General features: G+C 69.6%; 15 protein-coding genes and 1 pseudogene. 13 read left to right on the forward strand and 3 right to left on the reverse strand.

From position 1 onward, the window contains the following. Positions 1 to 9 precede the first annotated feature (9 nt). A pseudogene (eccD, locus tag KUTG_RS28260) lies at positions 10 to 1,143 on the reverse strand (type VII secretion integral membrane protein EccD); the annotation flags it as partial. A 306-nt stretch (positions 1,144 to 1,449) separates the two neighbouring features. Here eccD and KUTG_RS28265 point away from each other — a divergent pair. Genes KUTG_RS28265 through KUTG_RS28285 form a run of 5 tightly spaced genes read left to right on the forward strand, consistent with a single transcriptional unit; the run spans position 1,450 to position 9,391 of the window. Further along, positions 1,450 to 5,376, forward strand: coding sequence for a type VII secretion protein EccC (locus KUTG_RS28265; RefSeq protein ID WP_043721042.1), 3,927 nt, complete (start codon positions 1,450 to 1,452; stop codon positions 5,374 to 5,376). Continuing rightward, positions 5,369 to 5,803 (forward strand): hypothetical protein, encoded by a 435-nt coding sequence (locus KUTG_RS28270; RefSeq protein ID WP_043721044.1) that lies wholly within the window; start codon positions 5,369 to 5,371, stop codon positions 5,801 to 5,803. The genes KUTG_RS28265 and KUTG_RS28270 overlap by 8 nt, the downstream gene beginning before the upstream one ends. Continuing rightward, positions 5,800 to 6,627 carry a TIGR01777 family oxidoreductase gene (locus KUTG_RS28275; protein WP_043721046.1) on the forward strand — a complete coding sequence of 276 codons (828 nt, stop codon included), beginning with the start codon at positions 5,800 to 5,802 and terminating at the stop codon, positions 6,625 to 6,627. The genes KUTG_RS28270 and KUTG_RS28275 overlap by 4 nt, the downstream gene beginning before the upstream one ends. Positions 6,628 to 6,653: 26 nt before the next feature. Then, entirely contained in the window at positions 6,654 to 8,411 is a 1,758-nt protein-coding gene (locus KUTG_RS28280) for a putative alpha/beta hydrolase (RefSeq protein WP_052395504.1), read from the forward strand. A gap of 44 nt (positions 8,412 to 8,455) precedes the next feature. Then, positions 8,456 to 9,391, forward strand: a complete 936-nt coding sequence (locus tag KUTG_RS28285) for a hypothetical protein (protein ID WP_043721047.1) — start codon at positions 8,456 to 8,458, stop codon at positions 9,389 to 9,391. Here KUTG_RS28285 and KUTG_RS28290 read toward each other — a convergent pair. Both KUTG_RS28290 and KUTG_RS28295 read right to left on the reverse strand, forming a co-directional pair. Then, positions 9,388 to 9,822 (reverse strand): hypothetical protein, encoded by a 435-nt coding sequence (locus tag KUTG_RS28290; protein ID WP_043721050.1) that lies wholly within the window; start codon positions 9,820 to 9,822, stop codon positions 9,388 to 9,390. The two genes, KUTG_RS28285 and KUTG_RS28290, sit on opposite strands and share 4 nt — an antisense overlap. Next, positions 9,819 to 12,152 carry a putative alpha/beta hydrolase gene (locus KUTG_RS28295; protein ID WP_043721052.1) on the reverse strand — a complete coding sequence of 778 codons (2,334 nt, stop codon included), beginning with the start codon at positions 12,150 to 12,152 and terminating at the stop codon, positions 9,819 to 9,821. The genes KUTG_RS28290 and KUTG_RS28295 overlap by 4 nt, the downstream gene beginning before the upstream one ends. Positions 12,153 to 12,253: 101 nt before the next feature. Between KUTG_RS28295 and KUTG_RS28300 the strand changes: the two genes are divergently transcribed. The 8 genes from KUTG_RS28300 (at position 12,254) to KUTG_RS28335 (ending at position 17,875) form a co-directional block, all read left to right on the forward strand. After that, complete coding sequence (locus KUTG_RS28300) at positions 12,254 to 12,811, forward strand: hypothetical protein (protein WP_043721055.1); 558 nt, start codon at positions 12,254 to 12,256, stop codon at positions 12,809 to 12,811. 197 nt (positions 12,812 to 13,008) lie between these two features. Further along, positions 13,009 to 13,341: a hypothetical protein gene (locus KUTG_RS28305; RefSeq protein ID WP_043721056.1), complete on the forward strand. Its 333-nt coding sequence runs from the start codon at positions 13,009 to 13,011 to the stop codon at positions 13,339 to 13,341. A gap of 13 nt (positions 13,342 to 13,354) precedes the next feature. Continuing rightward, positions 13,355 to 13,651: a hypothetical protein gene (locus KUTG_RS28310; RefSeq protein WP_043721058.1), complete on the forward strand. Its 297-nt coding sequence runs from the start codon at positions 13,355 to 13,357 to the stop codon at positions 13,649 to 13,651. A 71-nt stretch (positions 13,652 to 13,722) separates the two neighbouring features. Then, positions 13,723 to 14,070, forward strand: coding sequence for a hypothetical protein (locus KUTG_RS28315; protein ID WP_043721060.1), 348 nt, complete (start codon positions 13,723 to 13,725; stop codon positions 14,068 to 14,070). Then, entirely contained in the window at positions 14,070 to 15,488 is a 1,419-nt protein-coding gene (locus KUTG_RS28320) for a hypothetical protein (RefSeq protein ID WP_043721062.1), read from the forward strand. The genes KUTG_RS28315 and KUTG_RS28320 overlap by 1 nt, the downstream gene beginning before the upstream one ends. After that, positions 15,488 to 15,817: a hypothetical protein gene (locus KUTG_RS28325; protein ID WP_043721063.1), complete on the forward strand. Its 330-nt coding sequence runs from the start codon at positions 15,488 to 15,490 to the stop codon at positions 15,815 to 15,817. Before KUTG_RS28320 ends, KUTG_RS28325 begins: the two co-directional genes overlap by 1 nt. Positions 15,818 to 15,856: 39 nt before the next feature. Next, positions 15,857 to 16,120: a hypothetical protein gene (locus KUTG_RS28330; RefSeq protein WP_043721066.1), complete on the forward strand. Its 264-nt coding sequence runs from the start codon at positions 15,857 to 15,859 to the stop codon at positions 16,118 to 16,120. 597 nt (positions 16,121 to 16,717) lie between these two features. Continuing rightward, positions 16,718 to 17,875 carry a regulatory protein RecX gene (locus KUTG_RS28335; RefSeq protein WP_198047333.1) on the forward strand — a complete coding sequence of 386 codons (1,158 nt, stop codon included), beginning with the start codon at positions 16,718 to 16,720 and terminating at the stop codon, positions 17,873 to 17,875. Positions 17,876 to 18,402: the final 527 nt, after the last annotated feature.

The following is an 18,402-nucleotide window of genomic DNA, read 5'->3' on the forward strand; positions in this document are numbered from 1 at the left end:
CGACCCGTATCATGCGCGCAGGTTCAGCAGCGCGGCGTACACATCCCAGACCGCCAGCACCAGCGGCACGACGGCGAGCAGCAGCGCGGTCTCGGTCATGTCCAGCAATCGGACCAGCCGCGGATTGGCCGCACGGCGACCGCTGTTCACGCCGATCAGCCCGGCCAGCAAAGCAAGCCCGACCAGCACGGGCGCGGCGATGCCGAGCATGGCGGTGGTGTCGGCGGCGAAGTGTGTCACCGCAACTCCCGTGCCAGCAACAAAAACCGCCGCCACGGTCACGACAGGAGCCGTCACCTGGGCGCGTTCGCGGAACAGTCGGGAGCGCAGCACGACCAGGATCGTCAGCACGGCGGCGAGCACAGCCGACCAGAGCGTCGCGTCCGCGGCCAGCAGCGCGATGCCGACGCCGACGGTGGCATGACAGCCGGCGATGAGCCCGGTGAACAGCTGACGGGCTCGGGAAACCCGCTGCTGGGTGCGTTCCAGCTCGACCTGTCCCGGCAGATCGGCCAGGTCCTCGGCCGAGCGCGGCAACACCGGCCGTGGCAACCGGGCCGCGCGCAACGCCAACGTCGGCATGACGGTCGTGACGGCCAGTGCCAATGGCGCGATGACACCGGCGGCCCGCCCCGGCCCGACGCCGCCGACCACCGCCAACAACCCGCCGAGCAGCCCGAACAGCCCGAGCACGCCTACCGCCGCAAACACCGCGTCACCACCGCCGACCACCACCGGCCCGAGCCCGGCCACCAGCAGAAACACGGCGCTGGCCAGCAACAGGTGCGCACGGCCCCAGTCGCCGCCGAGCAACACGCCGGCGCCGACGGCCCCGACCGGGGCGGCCAGCGCGGACGTGAGGATTCCGGCCTGGAGATCACCGGCCGCGCGGGCCAGCGCCCCGCCGCCCAACAGCAGCAGAACCGCGGCCACCAAAGCGAGATAGCCGCCGACGAGACCGCCGTGCGCGGCGACAGCGGCGGTCGCCGACAGCACGGCGATGGCCCCCACCACACCACAGGCCAACCGGGTCTGGGCGCTCTCCCACGCCGTGTGCACGCCGCCCGCGCCGATCACCTCGACGACGTCGTCGTACAGCGGTGGCGGAGTGCGTTCCCGCGCCTGGTGCAGCACCAGCACATCGCCGTCGTGGACCGGAGCCGGCCAGGCTCAGCGCGGAATCCAGCCGCGAGCCGTCCGTCTTGCTCACGGCCCAGCCGCCATGGCCGACCCCGCCGTCGTCACCACCGCCGTCGGCGGCGTGCCGCAGCAGTGTCGGCAGCAGGTGCGCCAGCGGATGCCGGCCGGCACCGCGAGGTCGACCCGGGTGCGGGGGCCGGCCACCGGATACGGCAAAAGGCCCCGGTCTCTGCCTGCTCCTTCTCCCCCAAACGGAGTACGCCGTTGCCACGCAGCCCGTCCATATAGATCCGTCGATCGGGAGGTGTCGTGTCAACTGCGCTGTTCCGACGGCCGCCGAGAGCGCCGCGGCCGACGGTCCCCGCCGGTGACGTCCTGCTGCAACCGCCGCCCGAGCTGCCCAAACCCGACACGGGAAACGTGTGGCTGACCGCGTTGCCCGCGCTGTCCGGCCTCGGCTCGGTCGCCTACCTGCTCGGCGGGGCGGCCAACCCGATCACCTACGTGGCGGGCTCGTTCTTCCTGTTCTCCTCGCTGGCCATGGTGGCCGGCTCGCTGCTGCGCTCGAGATCCACCCAGAAGGGTGACTCTCAGCAGATTCGTCGGGACTACCTGCGCTACCTGGGCCGGATGCGCCAGCAGGTGCGCCGGACCGCGGCCGCGCAGCACGAGTCGCTGGGCTGGGGCGCACCCGAGCCGGAGCAGCTGTGGGCGGTCGCGGCCAGCAAACGGCTGTGGGAGCGACGTCCGGCCGACGAGGACTTCGGCGTGGTGCGCGTCGGCCGTGGCCCGCAGTACCTGGCCACGCAGCTGGTGCCGGGCGAGTCCGGCCCGGTCGAGGACCTGGATCCGTTGGCCGCCTTGGCTCTCAAGCGTTTCATCAGCACCCACACGGTGGTGCCGGACCTGCCGGTGCAGGTGTCGCTGCGCCGGTTCGCGGCCATCGGCATCGGCGGCGACCGCGACGCCGCACGGGCCGTGGCGCGCTCGCTGATCTCGCACGTCGCGACCTTCCATCCGCCGCAGGACCTGCGGATCCTCATCTGCACGTCCGAACAGGACGGTCCGGACTGGGGCTGGGCCAAGTGGCTGCCGCACTGCCACCACCCCGACGAGGTGGACTACGCGGGCCCGATGCGGCTGATCAACCCGTCGCTGGTGGCGCTGGAGGACTGGCTGGGCGTGGAGCTGACCCGCCGGCCGCGCTTCAACCGCACCGCCGAGCCGGATCCCGACGTCCCGCACGTGCTGGTGGTCATCGACGGCGGCATGGTGGCCGGCACCGAACTCGTGCTCGGCCACGACGGCCTCCAGGCGGTCACGGTCGTCGACCTGGATGGCCGGGCCGGCGACCTGATCCGGACCCACGGCCTGGAGCTGATCGTCGACGACGGCGAACTGGCCGTGCGCAACGGAAGTCGGCTGGAGGCGCTGGGCACGGCCGACGCGATGCCGGCCCCGGTGGCGGCCGCGCTGGCGCAGCAGCTGGGCGGCCGGCGCCTCGACGTGACCTCGCACGCCGACGACCTGGCCACCACCAGCCAGACCCTGCCCGGCCTGCTCGGCATCACCGACGCCGGCGCGATGGACCTGGACGTGCTGTGGAAGCCCCGCCCCCTGCGCGACCGGCTTCGGGTGCCGATCGGCATCAGCGCCGACGGAACGGTGCTGGACCTGGACATCAAGGAGTCCGCGCAGGACGGCATGGGCCCGCACGGCCTGGTCGTCGGCGCGACCGGCTCCGGCAAGTCGGAGCTGCTGCGCACGCTGGTGCTGGGCATGGCCGCGACTCATCCGCCCGACCAGCTCAACCTCGTGCTGGTGGACTTCAAGGGCGGCGCGACCTTCGCCAAGATGGGCCACCTGCCGCAGGTCGCCGCCGTGATCACCAACCTCGAGGACGATCTGTCCCTTGTGGACCGCATGCAGGAGGCGCTGTCCGGCGAGATGAACCGCCGGCAGGAGATCCTGCGTGACGCCGGCAACCTGGTGTCGGTCCGCGACTACGAGCGGGCCCGGCAGAACGGGGCCGGCCTGCCGCCGCTGCCGAGCCTTTTTGTCGTGGTCGACGAGTTCTCCGAGCTGTTGAGCCAGAAACCCGACTTCGCCGATCTGTTCGTCCAGATCGGACGGTTGGGCCGCTCGCTCGGGCTGCACCTGCTGCTGGCCTCGCAGCGCCTGGAGGAGGGCCGCCTGCGCGGCCTGGAGGCGCACCTGTCGTACCGGATCGGTCTGCGCACGTTCTCGGCGCAGGAGAGCCGCACGGCTATCGGCGTGCCCGACGCCAACGACCTGCCCAACGCCCCCGGGCACGGCTTCCTCAAGACCGACACCGCGACGCTGCGCCGGTTCCGCGCCGCCTACGTGTCCGGCGCCTACCACTCCGCCGAGGACCGCGACGGGCAATCGCTGCTCGGGGTGGGCGATGTGCGGCCGTTCACCGCGCGCTCGCTGCCCGTGCCGGTCGGGCTGGACAATCTCACGCCGACGGCGGCCGACGCCGACGAGGACGACGAGAACCCCAGCCGGCCAACGATTCTGTCCGTGATGGTCGACCAGCTGATCGGCCAGGGCAGCCCCGCTCACCAGGTGTGGCTGCCGCCGCTGGACGCCCCGGACACGTTGGACGCGCTGCTGCCGGGCCTGGCCGTGCGGCCGGGGCGGGGCTTCGGCGCGGCGCCGGAGCTGGCCCCGCTGACCGTGCCGGTGGGCACCGTGGACCGGCCGTACCACCAGCGGCGCGACCCGATGCTGATCGACCTGGCCGGGGCCGGCGGCCACGTGGCCATCGTCGGCGGGCCGCGGTCGGGCAAGTCGACGCTGGTCCGAACCCTGGTCGCCGGGCTCGCGCTGCGGCACACCCCGGCCGAGGTGCAGGTGTACTGCCTGGACTTCAGCGGCACGCTGTTCGCGATGTCCGGGCTCCCGCACGTCGGCCGGGTCGCCGGCCGGCAGGACAACGAGATCGTCCGGCGCACGGTGGCCGAGGTCAGCGCCGTGGTGGAACGCCGCGAGACCCGGTTCCGCGAGCTGGGCGTGGACACCATGGCCGACTACCGGCGGCTGCGGGCCGAGGGCAAGGTGGCCGACGACCCGTTCGGCGACGTCTTCCTGGTGGTGGACGGCTGGTCGGTGCTGCGCCAGGACTACGAGGACCTGGAGGCCTACCTGCTCAACCTGGTCGGCCGGTCGCTGACCTACGGCGTGCACGTGGTGCTGACCGCCAACCGCTGGCTCGATCTGCGGCTGGGGCTGCGTGACCTGGTCGGCGCCAAGATCGAGTTGAAGCTGGGCGACGCGCTGGACTCGGAGATCGACCGCAAGGCCCAGCAGGCCGTGCCGGCCGACCGGCCCGGCCGCGGCGTGACCAGGGAACGCCTGCACTTCCTGGGCGCGGTGCCGCGGGTGGACGGCCGCAGCAGCGCCGACGACCTGGCCACCGGCATCGCCGACCTGATCGCCAAGGTCAACGAGAACTGGTCCGGGCCGCCCGCGCCCGCGGTGCGGCTGCTGCCCCGGATGATCGAGTTCGCCGAGCTGCCGGTCCAGCGTGGACTGGTGATCGGCGTGGAGGGGCAGCGGCTGGAGCCGGTCGTGCTGGCTGACCAAGGCTTGGTGCTGATCGGCGACAGTGAGTCCGGCAAGACCTCGACGCTGCGGGCGATCGCGCGCCAGGTGGTGAACCGCGGCGATGCCAAGGCGGCCAAGGTCGCGCTGATCGACTACCGGATGACCATGCTCGGCGAGTTCGAGGGGCCGGAGATGCTGGCCTACGGCACGACGCCGCAGCAGACGGTGGAGATCGTGGCCGGGCTCGTCGAAGGCTTCACCAAACGGTTGCCGGACACCGATGTCACGCCCGAGCAGCTGCGCAACCGCTCCTGGTGGACCGGCCCCGACGTGCACATCGTGGTCGACGACTATGACCTCGTCGCCAACTCGGTGGGCAATCCGTTGGCCCCGCTGCTGGACTTCCTGCCGCAGGCCCGCAACATCGGGCTACATCTGTATCTGGCCCGGCAGGCCGGCGGTGCGGGTTCGGCGATGCTGGAGCCGGTGCTGCGCCGGATGCGGGAGCTGAGTTTCCCGGCCGTCGTGCTGAGCGCGCCGTCCGACGAGGGCACCCTGTTCGGTGTGCGGCCGGCCCGACTTCCGGCCGGTCGCGGGACGTTGGTGCACCGCCGTCTCGGCGCCGTTCCCGTGCAACTGGCGCGGTTGGACTCGCACCATGGTTGATCTGCTTCTGGTGGCGCACCTGGTGATCGCCGCGATCTGGCTGGGCTCGATGAGCTACAGCCTGACCGTGGTGCAGCCGAAGGTGGACCGTTTCTTCCTGGACGAGGAGCAGCGCGAGGAGTTCCTTGTCCTGCTGGCCCACGGGAATCGGTGGAAGGTCGTCGGTCTCGTTGCCGCGCTCGTGGTGAGTGGCATCGCATTGGTCTTCCTCGTGAGTCCTTGGTATGCGGTTTCCGTTGTGCTGTACGCGATCGCTGCCTCGATTTTCTGGCACGTGTCGTGGCGGCACTGGCCGGCGCGGATCTTCGCCGTGGTCGAGGAACTGGCTTCCTACCGGCGTCGCCTGCGGATTTTGGCTTCCTGCATGGTGGTGCTGGTCGGGGTGGCGTTCGTGTTCGCGTTGGGCGTGACCGTGGTGCGGCCATGAAGGTCGCGATCACCGGCTCCAGCGGCCTGATCGGGACCGCGTTGCGCGAGTCGTACGAGGGCGACGGCCACACCGTGGTTCGGCTGCCTCGGCAGGTGGACCGCTCGCAGGTCGACGGGGTCGATGTGGTGGTGAACCTGGCCGGCGCCGGCATCGGGGCGCGGCGGTGGACGCGGTCGTATCGGGACGTCATTCTGCGTTCCCGGGTCGACACGACGTCGGCGTTGGTGACGGCCATCGGCGAGGCCCGGAGGCCGCCCAAGGCGTTGTTGTCGGCTTCGGGCGTGAGCTACTACGGCGATCGCGGCGACGAGGTGCTGACCGAGGATTCTGTTGGCGGCGCGGGGTTTCTGCCTTCGGTCGTCCGCCAGTGGGAGGCCGCCGCCGCTGCGTCGGACATTCCCGTGTGCCACCTGCGTTTCGGCCTCGTCCTGTCCGCCGCCGGTGGCGTCCTGGCCGAGTTGCTGCCGTTGTTCCGGGCCGGTCTCGGCGCACGCTTCGGCTCTGGGCGGCAGTTCTGGAGCTGGATCTGCCTTGTGGACGCCGTGCGGGCCATCCGGGCGCTGCCCGGCGCGCAGGGGCCGCACAACATCACCGCTCCCGAACCGGTGCGCAACGACGAGTTCACCCGGGTTCTGGCGTCGGCGCTCGGTCGTCGAGCGGTGCTGCGGGTGCCGGGCTGGTCGCTGCGGCTGGCGCTGGGCGGTGTGGCCGGGGATGCGCTGGACAGCCTGCGGGTATTACCGAATCGCCTGGTCGAGGCCGGATTCCGGTTCGAGCACGAGACCGTCGCCACGGCGTTGGAACCGCTCGGGACGCGGTGACGTCGGATGGGGAAGGGAGGTGTCGCGTGACGTTCTCACAGGCTGAACTGGTGGCCCAGGCCGGTGTCGACCCCTGGGCGTTGCGTGACAAGCTGAAGGCGGGCGATCCCGCGCAGATCGAGACGCTCGCCGCCGCCTTCTACGGTGCGGGCGGCGACATGGCCGAATCCAACGCCGCCAAGCGGCAGGCGCAGGTCTACGTCGGCGAGGGCTACACCGTCAACGGCTCGTCGCCGGTCGACTTCGACGCCGAGGCCCGCGGCACCAAGCAGTCGCCCGACCACCTCAACGCCATCGCCAAGGTGCTCACCGGCGTCGCCGGCGACCTCGACCGCCAGACCGGCAGTGCCGTCAAGGAGATCGGCAGCCTGGAGAGCACGCTGTCCGGCATCAACGGCGAGTACACGACGTTCATGCAGGGCGTCGGCCACCACCTGCCGCCCGATGACCAGCAGTCGGCGCGGCAGGAGTTCCTGGACAAGGCCGTCGCCGCCGTGAAATCGAGCGGCACTCAGGTCACCAAGCTGGTGACCGACTACGAAGTGGCGCTGATGGGCTACCTCAAGCGGATGGGCGACCTGGGTTACGTGCCGTCGGCCAACCTGCAGGAGGGCCCGAACGTGCTCGACCTGACGCTGGACAACGCCGACGGCGAGCTCAACGGCGGCATCAACCCCAACCTGCCCACCGACCTCGCGACGTTGCAGAAGTTGTTGGACGCCGCCCGCGCCGACGGGCTCGACCCCAGGCGCTACGCCGCCCTGCTCCAGCAGTACTGGCTGGTCAAGGCGGCCAACGACGCCGGGATCGACCTGAGCAAGTGGGATCCCAAGGCCGGCGTCGACGGCAACCTGGGCAACATCATGAACGTGTACAAGTTCTACGGTCAGCTGTTCCTGGACCATCCCGAGTTGCAGTGGGCCGGCATGGCCAACATGATCGGGCCCTCCTTCGCCGGCGGCTTCATGGACCTGGACAGCATGAAGGACTTCACGCACGGCCTGGCCGACAAGATCAACTCGCTGCCGCCCGAGCTGCGCGCCGCGGTTCCGCAGGAGCTGCGCGACCTGGCGTCGGCCGGGGCCAACCTGACCGCCGGCGAGCTGGGCTGGTTCGAGAACAAGTTCCTGGCCATGCAGAAGCACATCTTCATCGACCAGGGCTCCATGCACGAGGCCTACGTCAACGGCGGCACCGGGGCCATCGACGAGATGCGCCGGGCCGGGCTGATCGACGACCGCGCCGCCAACGCGTGGAGCGACATCGCCAGCGGCGATCCCGGGCGGATCCAGCACGGCAACACCGACCTGCTCTACCGCGAGCAGAACCAGGTCATCGCCAAGCAGTACGACGAGATGTACAACCATGACGGCGTCGTCGGCAAGGCGATGACCTACGGCATGACCGTGGCCGGGCAGGCCTCCATTCCCGGCACCAAGACGCCCGGCGAGTACAAGCCGCTCACCGTCGGCGCCGACGTCACCGTTCCCGGCCTGTTCGCCGACGAAACCGTGGGCGCCCACGTGACAACACCGCTGCCCTCGTTCAACGTGGCCGACCGTGATCACCGGTGGGACTACGTCACCCACGACACGTTGCCGGCGTACCAGAAGCTGTTGGCCGAGCATCCGGATCAGGCGCGGGCCATCGTCGCCTCGTCCGTGCCGGATCGGGTCGCCGACCAGCGGTTGGAGCACCGGTGGCCGCTGCTGGCCGAGCACATGCTCAACGACTGGGACCTCGACGTCGACGCCGACGTCCGCTTCCACTGGCCGTGGTCATGAGGCGGCTGGCCGTTCTTCTCCTTCTCCTGCTTGGAGGTTGCACCGTGAGCACACCCGTCGCGCCGTCCCTGGTGCACGACGACAAGGCGACGATCGACCTCACGCGGAAGCCGACCCGGGCCGACTTCGGCTTCGCCGACGGCCGTAACGACCGGTCGTACCAGCGCGGGTCGGGGGTCGACGCCATCGTCACCACCGTCGTGCTGCCCACCGGCACCTTGCACATTCCCGCTTTCGGCATCACCGCCGACGGCGGCGACTTCGCCGGCGCGGTTTCGCTGCCGCCGCAGCACATAGTCGTGCAGCGCAAGTTCGATCGGGCCGCCCAGGCCCAGCAGAGCCTGCTCGCCGACGCCCCCACCCTCGGTCTGTCCACACAGGACGTCCGTGACCAGCTCTCCCGCGTCACCGGCGCCACCATCGGCTCCAGCGTCGTCGACGGTCTCGTGCGGAACTGGTTGGCCGCCTACGTCGAGGTCATCGGCTACGAGGACGGCGCCGTCGGCGTCAACTACACCTTCACCATCGACCAGTTCCACAACGACGCCATCGACGCCGTTGTGCACGACGGCGTTTTCCCCATCGACCTGACCCATAGGCCGTCCCGCGCCGAGCTCGCCTTCCGCGACGGCTTCCCCACCGCCCGCGTGCAACCGGCATGGAACGCCACCCTGTCGGTTCGGTTGGAGTTGCCCGGCGGCGTCATCCAGCGCCCCGTCCGCAGCGTCGACTCCACCGCCACCCAGACCGTGGTGTCATTGGCCTCCAGCAGCATCGCCGACGCCCAGGCTTTCCTAGCCGCCGACGCTCCCGCTCTCGGCGTGGACCCCGGTTCGGTGTGGGACGGCGCCGGCCACGTCAAGAAGACCCTGCCCGGCCTGCGCACGGCCTTCTACGACGTCTCCGTCACCGTCGACGCCACCCTCGGCCAGCCCGGCTCCTTCGCCGCCTCGCTGTCGTACACCTTCACCTACCACTAGCAGGAGGCATATCCGTCGATCCGCACATATTCGGCCTTGGGCACGGTGACGGTCAGCACCGTGGCATGATCCGATGTCAGCGCCATCTGCGCCGGATCGTCGTCGTTCGACCGCTGGATGAAGCGGATCTCGTCGAGCTTGATCGCCTGATCGGCCGTGGCCAGCACGTTCTGCTCCGCGCTGTACTGGTTCTCCTTGGCCAACTGCGCGATCACCGGCGCCGACCACTTCACCGCCGCCCAGTGAGCGTCCTTGCACTGTCCGATGTAGACGTCCGGGGTGGATGCCAGATAGCCCATCCGCACCAGCGCCTTGCCGAAGGCCTCGATGTCCGATCGTACGGTCGGACGATCGTCCCGGGGCGCCGACTGCCCCGAGCAGCCGACACAGCATGCGAACGCCGTCACGAGGGCGATCACCGTGCGCTTCACTTGCCACCAGCCAAGTTGTATCCGTGGTCGAACCGACCGGCGGCGTTGTTGGCCTGCTCGTACACCGAGGCGCCCTGCCCGAGCGTGCCCTCGGACTCGTTCGCCACGCCGCTCATGTAGTCGTAGTACGCCTTCTTCAGGGTGTCGTCGCTCATGACCTGGGCGACGTTGAGCATGTGCCCGTGGCCGTCGAGCAGTTGCGGCGGAATCTTGTCGGTGCCCGGATAACCGGCCTCCTGCAGGATCGCGGTGCGCTCGTAGTCGCCGACCATGGCCACCTCGTGGCCGTTGTCCTTGAGCGCTTCGAGCTGCTGCTCGGAGCCGGCGGGCGCGCCGTAGACGCTCTCCAGCCCCATGTTCGTGGTGTGCTTCATGGCGTCCCACACCGAATCGGACACCTTGAGGAAGGCGCCGCCGGCCGCCTCGGCCAGCTTGCCGGCCGGGATCATGTCGACGCCCGCGGACAGGATGCCCTTCATGATCTCCTTGGCGTGCTCCTCGCTCTCCACCTGCTCGCCGACGACCTCGACCGCGGCACTGTTCTCCGAGCCGGCCACCGAGCCGTAGGCCTGGGAGACGTCATCGAGGTAGTGCGCGGACTGGTTGTGGTGCAACAGGTCCACGTCGCCTCGCGCGCCGGCGAGCATCGCGTTGTGCGCGGCCTGCCCGGCCGCCGAGTCGAAGATCTTCGTCGCCTCCGGGTTGCCGGCGAAGGTCTTCGCGAACTCCTGGGCCAGCTCCGGCGGCACCTCGAACGCGGCGTTGTCGCCGAGCAGCTTGCCGTTCGCGTCCACGGGCAGGACCTCGTCGCCATGAGTTCGGTAGCCGGCGGCCATCTCCTGCACGTAGGAGCCGCCGATCTTGGCGAAGTTCTGGGCGGCGATCGGCGGCACGTCCTTGCTGTCGTGGGCCATGTCGTTGAACAGGGCCTTGGCGAAGGTGACGGCCTCGGGGCTGTGGCTGCCGTCGGTCTCGTTGTCGGCGCCGGCGGCGGCCTCGAAGGCGGCCCCGTAGCCGTGGGCGATGGAGCCGGTGGAGTCGTCCTTGCCGTACTCGACGAGCTTGTGGATGTTGTCCTGGTAGGCGGCGGTGGGGTCGCCGTGGATGTGCACGTCGGTGCCGGGCTGGCCCATGGTGGCCAGGGCCTCGCGGGCGGCCACGGGGTTGCCGCCGAGGTCCTGGGTCCAGGCGGCGACGACGTCGTCGGGAACGCCTACGTCGTAAGGGAAGGAGCCGGCGGGGCCGCCGCGGAAGCCCATGCCACCGAAGCCCTCGGCGCCGTGCTGGGCGAACTCGTCCAGGGCGTTGGCCCGGGCGGCCTGGGCGAGCCAGTCGGGCGGGAAGTGGCCGTTGGAGGCCATCGCGGCGCGGCTCCATGAGGTGGCTGCCTCGCGAGGCGGCACCAGGAACTGGTCGGCGACGGCCTTCATGCCGGGATCGTCATTGGCATTGCTGACTGCGGTGCCGAAAGCGTGGCTGAACGTTTTGAGATCTTCGGCGGCGGTGTGGCTGCCGCTGGCTTGGAGCATGCTCGGCAGGATCTGGCTGAGCTGCGGCCCGAGTTCGCCGTAGAAGGCGGAGGCGAAATAGGGATCATCCATGTACGGCGCGATCTCACCGGCCACGGTGTGCGCGTTGCGGGCCCAGTTCTCATCGAGCGAGTGGTTGTTCTTGAGATCATCGGCGTACTTCTTGGCCAATGTCTGAAGATTTTTCACGTAAGCGTCGGCATCGGCGCCGAGATCCTCGAGCTGGCTCGGCGGCACATAACCAAGATCGGACATCGTCCGCTGCGCGCCGAAAAGCGTCTCCTCATATCCGGTGAGCAGCTGGTGCACGGCGCCGCCGTGAGCCTTGACCGCGGCCACGGCCTGATTGACGAAATCGTCCCGCGCGGCCTGGCGGTCGTCCGGCGGCAGGTGGTGGCCGGTCTGCTGCATGAAGGCGCCCCACTGCTGCTCGATCGCGGCCAGCTCGCCGTTCAGGCCGTTGACCTCGGACGTCGCCTTGCTGATGGCCCCGTCCAGGTCGCCGGCCACGGTGTCCAGCGTCCTGCCGATCTGCTGGAGGTGCTCCGGACTGGTCTTCGTGCCCGCGGCCTGGGCGTCGAAGTCCACCGGTGAGGCCCCGTTGACCTGGTAGCCCTCGCCGACGTAGTGCTGGGCCTTCTGCTGATAGGAGTTCGACGTGGTCATGTCGCCGCCGGCCTTGTAGAACGCCGCCGCGAGACCCTCCACCTGAGCCGGATCGCCCTTGGCCAGCCGGCCCTGCTCTTTCCACGGGTCGAATCCGGCCTTCTGGGCGAGTTCGTCGTTGGAAATCAGGTCCATGGTCGCGGCCTCTCGTCCCCGAAACTGGTCCGAGGATAGGGGAGGATCCGTCACCTGGCCGCCGATCGGCGCAACCGTCACCCACTGGCACACTGGGTCCCATGGTCAAGACGGCGCAGATGGCAGTGGTCGGCACCGCACTCGTCCTCGGCGGCCTGCTCACCGCCTGCACCGGCGACCCGGGCACGGCCGGCCCCACGTCCACATCGGTCACGACCTCGGCCGCGCCGACCACGACCACGGCGGCCACGACCACGACGACCAGCCGGAACCTGGCCCTGCCGCCCGGCGTCGGCCCGTTCAACAGCGCGGTCTGCGTCGCGAACCTCTACGCCTCCGGCGTGGTCAACGGCCTGATTCCCTACCTCAACCAGGTGAAGAAAGGCCGCCCGATCAGCGATGCGGGCTGGCAGGACATTCAGACGACGCTCCCCGACGCCATCGCCAGCTCCACGCCGCAGCGTGGCCTTCTCCAGCAGTACGGCGTGCCCGCGACCTTTCCCGCCTATCAGGACTCGGACGATCTGCTGGCGGCGATGAACGCGGTGCTCGACGCGGGAAAGGCGAAAGACACCGCCAAGCTGGCCCAAGCCTTTGATCAGCTGCAGACGGCCAGCGCGCTGTTCGGCGAGGACTGCGGCGCCCTCACCCGCGGTTGATCTTTTGAGGGGCTACTCAGAGTAGCGCTCACTCCCCTGAGTTGACGAAAACGACTCCGCCGTTTGCCGAGCCGTTCTACAGTGACTTCACGGGCAAGGGGAACCGCACCCGGCGCTCGGTTCGTCTGACCGACTGCCGTCATGAATGGACAGTGGGGCGGTCTCACCAACGACAGACCAGTACAGGGAGGGTCTCCGTGAGCGGTCCGAAGATCGATCTGGCCACCGTGCAGGCGGCCGAGAACGTCGTGAACAACGCGGTGTCCGAGATGGAGGGCATCACGAAGAAGATTCTCGACCAGGCCGGGCTCAGCCAGGCCGCGATGAAGGCGCCGGCGGGCCAGGTCACCGCGTCCACCTTCGACCAGCTCGGTGGCGGTGGCCGCGCGCTGTCCGAGGTGCTGGGCCAGCTCAAGACCGATCTCGGCCGGCTGCGCGAGACCGCGCTGTCCGGTTCGGACCAGGCCACCCAGGCGGCCAAGGCGGCCTCGCCCGGCGGCCTGAGCACCAGCGTCGCGCAGGGAATGTGAGGGGGATTCGGCTATGACCGACTACATCGAGTTCAACACCGAGCAGATCTCGCAGATCGCCTCGGCCACCCGTGGCCACCAGTCCGACTGGGACGGTGTGTGGGAAGGCGTGCGCAGCAAGCTGTCCAGCACCGTCTCCGAGGCGCTCGACTCGCTGACCGGCTCCTCGCTGCAGGACCGCACCAACGAGTACCACCGCAAGACCGAGCAGTACACGGCGCAGCTCAACTCGCAGCAGCTGGCGGTGGGCAAGGTCGGCGACATCGCCACCGAGACCAACCGGAACATGAGCAACGTCATTCGAGGCTGACCGGGTCGACCCGACGCGGACACCGGGGGCTCCGGTGTCTGGTCGGCGTCCCGCGGGGAGGGTAGGCATCCATGGGGAACCAGCTGTTCGGGTGGTCCGACGACCAGAAGGTCGTGCTCGACCCCGACCTGCTCAACGAGGCGGCCAGCCGGCTCAAGCAGCAGGGGGGTGACGAGCTCGTCAACCAGTTGAGGAACGCGTTGGCGCCACCCGGGGCGTTCGGCCAGATCGACGGCGGTCTGTCCGCGCAGGTGCGACTCACGCACATGTTCACCTCGCTGCAGTCCGAGCTGGCGAAGGTCGGCCTGGACATGCAGGACCTCGCCGCCCGCACGCTGGCCGCGCGGCAGATGGCCATCCAGGCCAACGCCGACACGACGCACGCCGCCAACAACGGCGCCCCGAATGGCGGACGATGATGGCCGACTACGACTTCTACGACGCCTACGACGTCATCCAGAGCGGCCAGCCCTACAGCCTCAAGCAGGTCGCCGACACCTGGCGCAACTTCGCCAGCGCGTGCCTGAGCGCGGCCGACCAGCTCAAGGGCACCAGCGACATGGTGACCGCCCAGCAGGGCACGCCGTACCAGAACTTCGGGGCCCGGGCGACGCCCGTGGCCAACTGGATGAACCAGGTCGCCAACCAGGCCACCACGGTCGGCACCGGGCTGGCCAACGCCGGGGCCGTGGGCAGCAGAGCCCAGATGGAGGCGCACGAGCAGTACGCCACCGTCTCCCAGAAGATCGACAAGATCGTCGGACCGGACGACGCGCTGTCCATGGGCAAAGTCAACGGCATGAAGGCGGCCGAGGCCGAGGGCGCCGCCGTGCTCAATCCCCAGATCGACAAGTGGTCCGCCGCCTACAACGCGTTCAACCCCGGCACCGTGCCGCCCGCGCCGGTCACCAACGGCGGCTCCGGCAGCGGAACCGGCGCCACGACAACGTCCACTTCGGACGGACCGGGATCCACCGGCAAGACCGTCGGCACACCCGTCGACACGCACACGGTGACGACGCCGACCGACGACGGACGCCCCATCGCCACGGACACCACGCAGACGCCGCCGCAGCTGCCCGGCAAGGAGGACTACCCGCACTCCTCGGTGATCGGCTCCGACGGCAAGGACTTCACCGGCTGGGTGAAGGACCCCCGGACCGGTTACCTGATCGACCCCGGCAGCGGCCAGGAGTACGACCCGACCAGCGGCCGCTGGGTGGATCCCGTGACGGGCAAGCCTTTCGGTGACGTCACCCAGTACTCGTCCCGCCTGGAAGGGCTGTCCGGCGGCACGCCCGGCCCGTTGGCGCTGGGCGGCGGCGGTGGGGGCGGCGTCTCCGTCGATCCGCTCTTCTCCCTTGGTGGCAAGCCGTTGTTCGGCGGCACGGTGCCGCCCAGCCTGAACCCCGCCAACCCGGCGTACTCGCAGCTGGCCCAGACCGCAGGCAACTCCATGGCGGCCAAGGCCTACGCGGCCAACGCCCTGGCTCAGCAGGAGGCGCAGCAGGGCGGGCGTCCTTACGTGCCACCGATGCAGGCCGGTGCTGGTGGCGGTATCGGCGGTGGCGCCGGCTCTCGTGCCCGCCGCAATCGCGCCCTGGCCGAGCCGGAGTCCACGTGGACCGGCCGGGCCAAGGCTCGCGCCCGTGCGACGGCCGCGGCCGGTGAGGCCGAAGGCTCTTCCGGGCAGCGCGGCTACGTGCCCGGGATGCAGGCAGGCAAGGGCGAGAAGGACCGCGACAAAACGCGGGAGAACCCCGACTGGCTGGTCGAGGACGACGTGTGGTCCAGCGGTCAGCGGGCCGCCCGCGGCGTCCTCGGAGAGGACAGCTGATGTCGGACATGAAGTACGACTCGGGCGGCCTCCGGGACGGCGCTTCCAAGAACCGCCAGTCCGGCGAGGCCGCCGCCGGGGCCGCCCGCACCCTGAGCGGGGTCTCCGTCGACGCCCATCCGTTCGGTGACGTCAACAACGCCGGCTCCTTCGCCGGCGCCGTCGGCGAGGCCCACCAGCACCACATCGCCGGCGCCCCACGATTCCCGTCCGACATCGAGGGTGGCCGCGCCGACAAGACCGCCACCCTCGGCGACGAGCTGACCTCCGCCACCACCACCGTCGCCGACCAGGCCGCCGTGCGCCGCGTCGCCGACGGTATGTCCTGACCGCTTTCCCCGCACCCGGCCGAGAAAGCAAGGAACCCCATGTCCGACATGAGGTACGACTCCGGCGGGCTCCGGGACGGGGCCGCCGGCGACCGGAAGTCCAGCTCCGCCGCCGCCGGCGCGGCCCGCAAGCTCGGCGGCGAGTCGGTGACCGCGCACCCCTTCGGCGACGTGGCCACCGCGCAGTCGTTCGCGGCCGCCTTGGGCGAGGCCCACGAGCACCACATCAAGGGCGCGACGACCGCCGCGCGGCTTGCCGGCCGTTCGGTGGCTTCAGGTGCGTTGGGCGGTCTTCGGCCGTGAGGCTGCCGACCCGTGTGCGGGGTGCGCACTGCTTCCACTGTGCGGACGGCTGGTGCGGTTCCCGGCAGAGTGGAGCTGAATCAACCCGGAGCCAGAGCCCTCAAGGCACTTGTCAAGGGATGTAACGGCCTGCTGGAGCCGATCGAGCTCGCGCATCACGTCGTGGAGTCCGAGCCCGAGGGGTAAGCGCGGGTTCGACGGCAACGGCCGAGCCGCGCAACGCGCTGACCTGTGACTTCGAGTGGGCCGCCTGGGGCTCGAACCCAGAACCTACGGATTAAAAGGGCTCAACCGAATTTCCTGGGTCTGTCGCGCGATGTCGAACTATGCCCAATCATACGCGAATCCTGGGATTTGTTAAGGCGGGATGCCAAAATGGGTCATCCGGTGCCGATGTCGTTCAGAACTGCCGAGCACACACCGATCACGCCGACTTGTCTCCAACTGTCCGCACCCTGCTCGCCTGACTGACGGAGTCGCGCGAGGTGTGATGGACTGTGTTCCATGAGCCCGAAGAGTCGAGGGCGGCCGGCAGGACGGGGCAAGCCCAAGCGCAAGCGGCTTGGCCCAGTTCGGGCACTGCTTCCTGCTGACAGGATGATGTCCGACGCGCGGAGCATTGTGCAGCTTGCCGACGTGCTTGATGTCGAGCGATGGGTGAGCGGGTGGTTGGGCCAGGCATGGGTCACTGCTCCTCTTGGCGAGCGCGAACCGGAACATGACCTGTGTATGGGCGTAGTCGGGCGTGCGTGCACCAAACCCAGCCCGCATGCGGTGGTTGCGGTCGCGGCGCTGCGGCGGGTGGTGCCGGAGACCGAGCACACGATGCTCGACGAGACGCTGGCGATCCTCGCCGAGACGCAGCCGATGCCTGCGTGGATCGACACGTCGGGGTGGACGCCGGTCGCGGCGTGGCGGGCGGTGGACGTGTGGGAGTCCGAGCGCGTGCTGTTTGTGGAGTTCGACGGGCCGCAGCCGCACACGCTGATGGCGCAGGTCGACACGGTCGGTGGCATCCTGGTCGACAGGGTTGGTCTGCTGCGTGCAGGGGCGGCCTCGCTGTGGGATCAGTTCCGTGACGACGACGAGGTGCCGATGCCACTGACCGCGTATCCGGTTGAGAAGGTCCTGGCTGAGTTCGCCGACGCGCTGCGGTGTACGGATATGACCTGGCCGCGGCAGGACGACCCGGACGTTGTCGAACTGCGGGCACTGGCCTGGGCACGCTGTCGGCCGTATCTGCCCGCGGGGCCGGACTGGGAGCCGCTGGCCGACGCGCAGCGGCAGCGGTTGGTGGAGGACTTCGTGGCCGCAGGCGGCGTACCTGCCGATGGGGTGACCCGGTCGCTTGCGGATCTGTTCCTGGACTACGGCGACGGTCACATCACCGCCGGTCCGCTGTGCTGGAGCCCAGGCGCGGTGGAGTTGTTCCTGGCCGACTGGTTGCCGCGCAAGGCGCTGCTGGATGCCCAGCAGCGCGCTGCGCTGCCTGAGACGCTACGCGGCTGGCTGCGGTTCGCCCTGAACCGTCGCGGCGTGGACGCCGAGTGGATCGAGCCGGTGGTCGCCGCTGTCGACGAGTTCGCGCCCGACTTCGAGGAGTCGTTCGACACGGAGGCCACGTGGGGGCCGGCCAAGCAGATCCTGGCCGAGTTGTCCCGGCGCGGCGTCGACCTGACCGACCAGGAGGAGGTCGAGCGGGCAATGTCGCAGCTCAACGCTGAACGACTGGCCGATCGGTTGCGTGACGACTGACCTTTCGCGGGGCTGGTTGCCGACAGTCGGTAGTTTCTCAGACGCCGTCGGCCACCTGATTCAGCGTCGGTTCACTGTGTCAGGTGTCTGGCGTCCGACGCGAGTTGCGACGCCCTTCGGGTCCGGGATTCGGGCCCGGCGGGCGTCCCCGAAACGCACTCACATGCCGCGAGGAGGGCGTTCGCGGAGACCGCTGAGCCGGCCCCTCGCTGCCCGGCCGCGCGCCGTCATCGCTCACGCTGCCGCCGAAGAAGTGCCACGAAAATGAGATCGATCTTGGGTGACATCGAAGTGAGACAAGCCGAGACCCGAAGGTCGCAGAAGATCAAGATGTCATGCGCCGTAAGATCCTACAAGCTCGTTGTAGGGTCTCAAACCTGACTTCACTTTCTTGCCGTCGACTTCACCTGTGCTTCATTTATGCAATGTGGGCAAGATGTAACAGGGCTGACGGTCGCGGTGTCGGATGGTGGGGTGCGGCATGGGGCAGTGGCCCATTTCCGTCATTGGCGCGACCTTGCCACCCG

This window comes from Kutzneria sp. 744, from assembly GCF_000568255.1.
In the GTDB taxonomy this organism is placed as follows: Bacteria; Actinomycetota; Actinomycetes; order Mycobacteriales; family Pseudonocardiaceae; genus Kutzneria.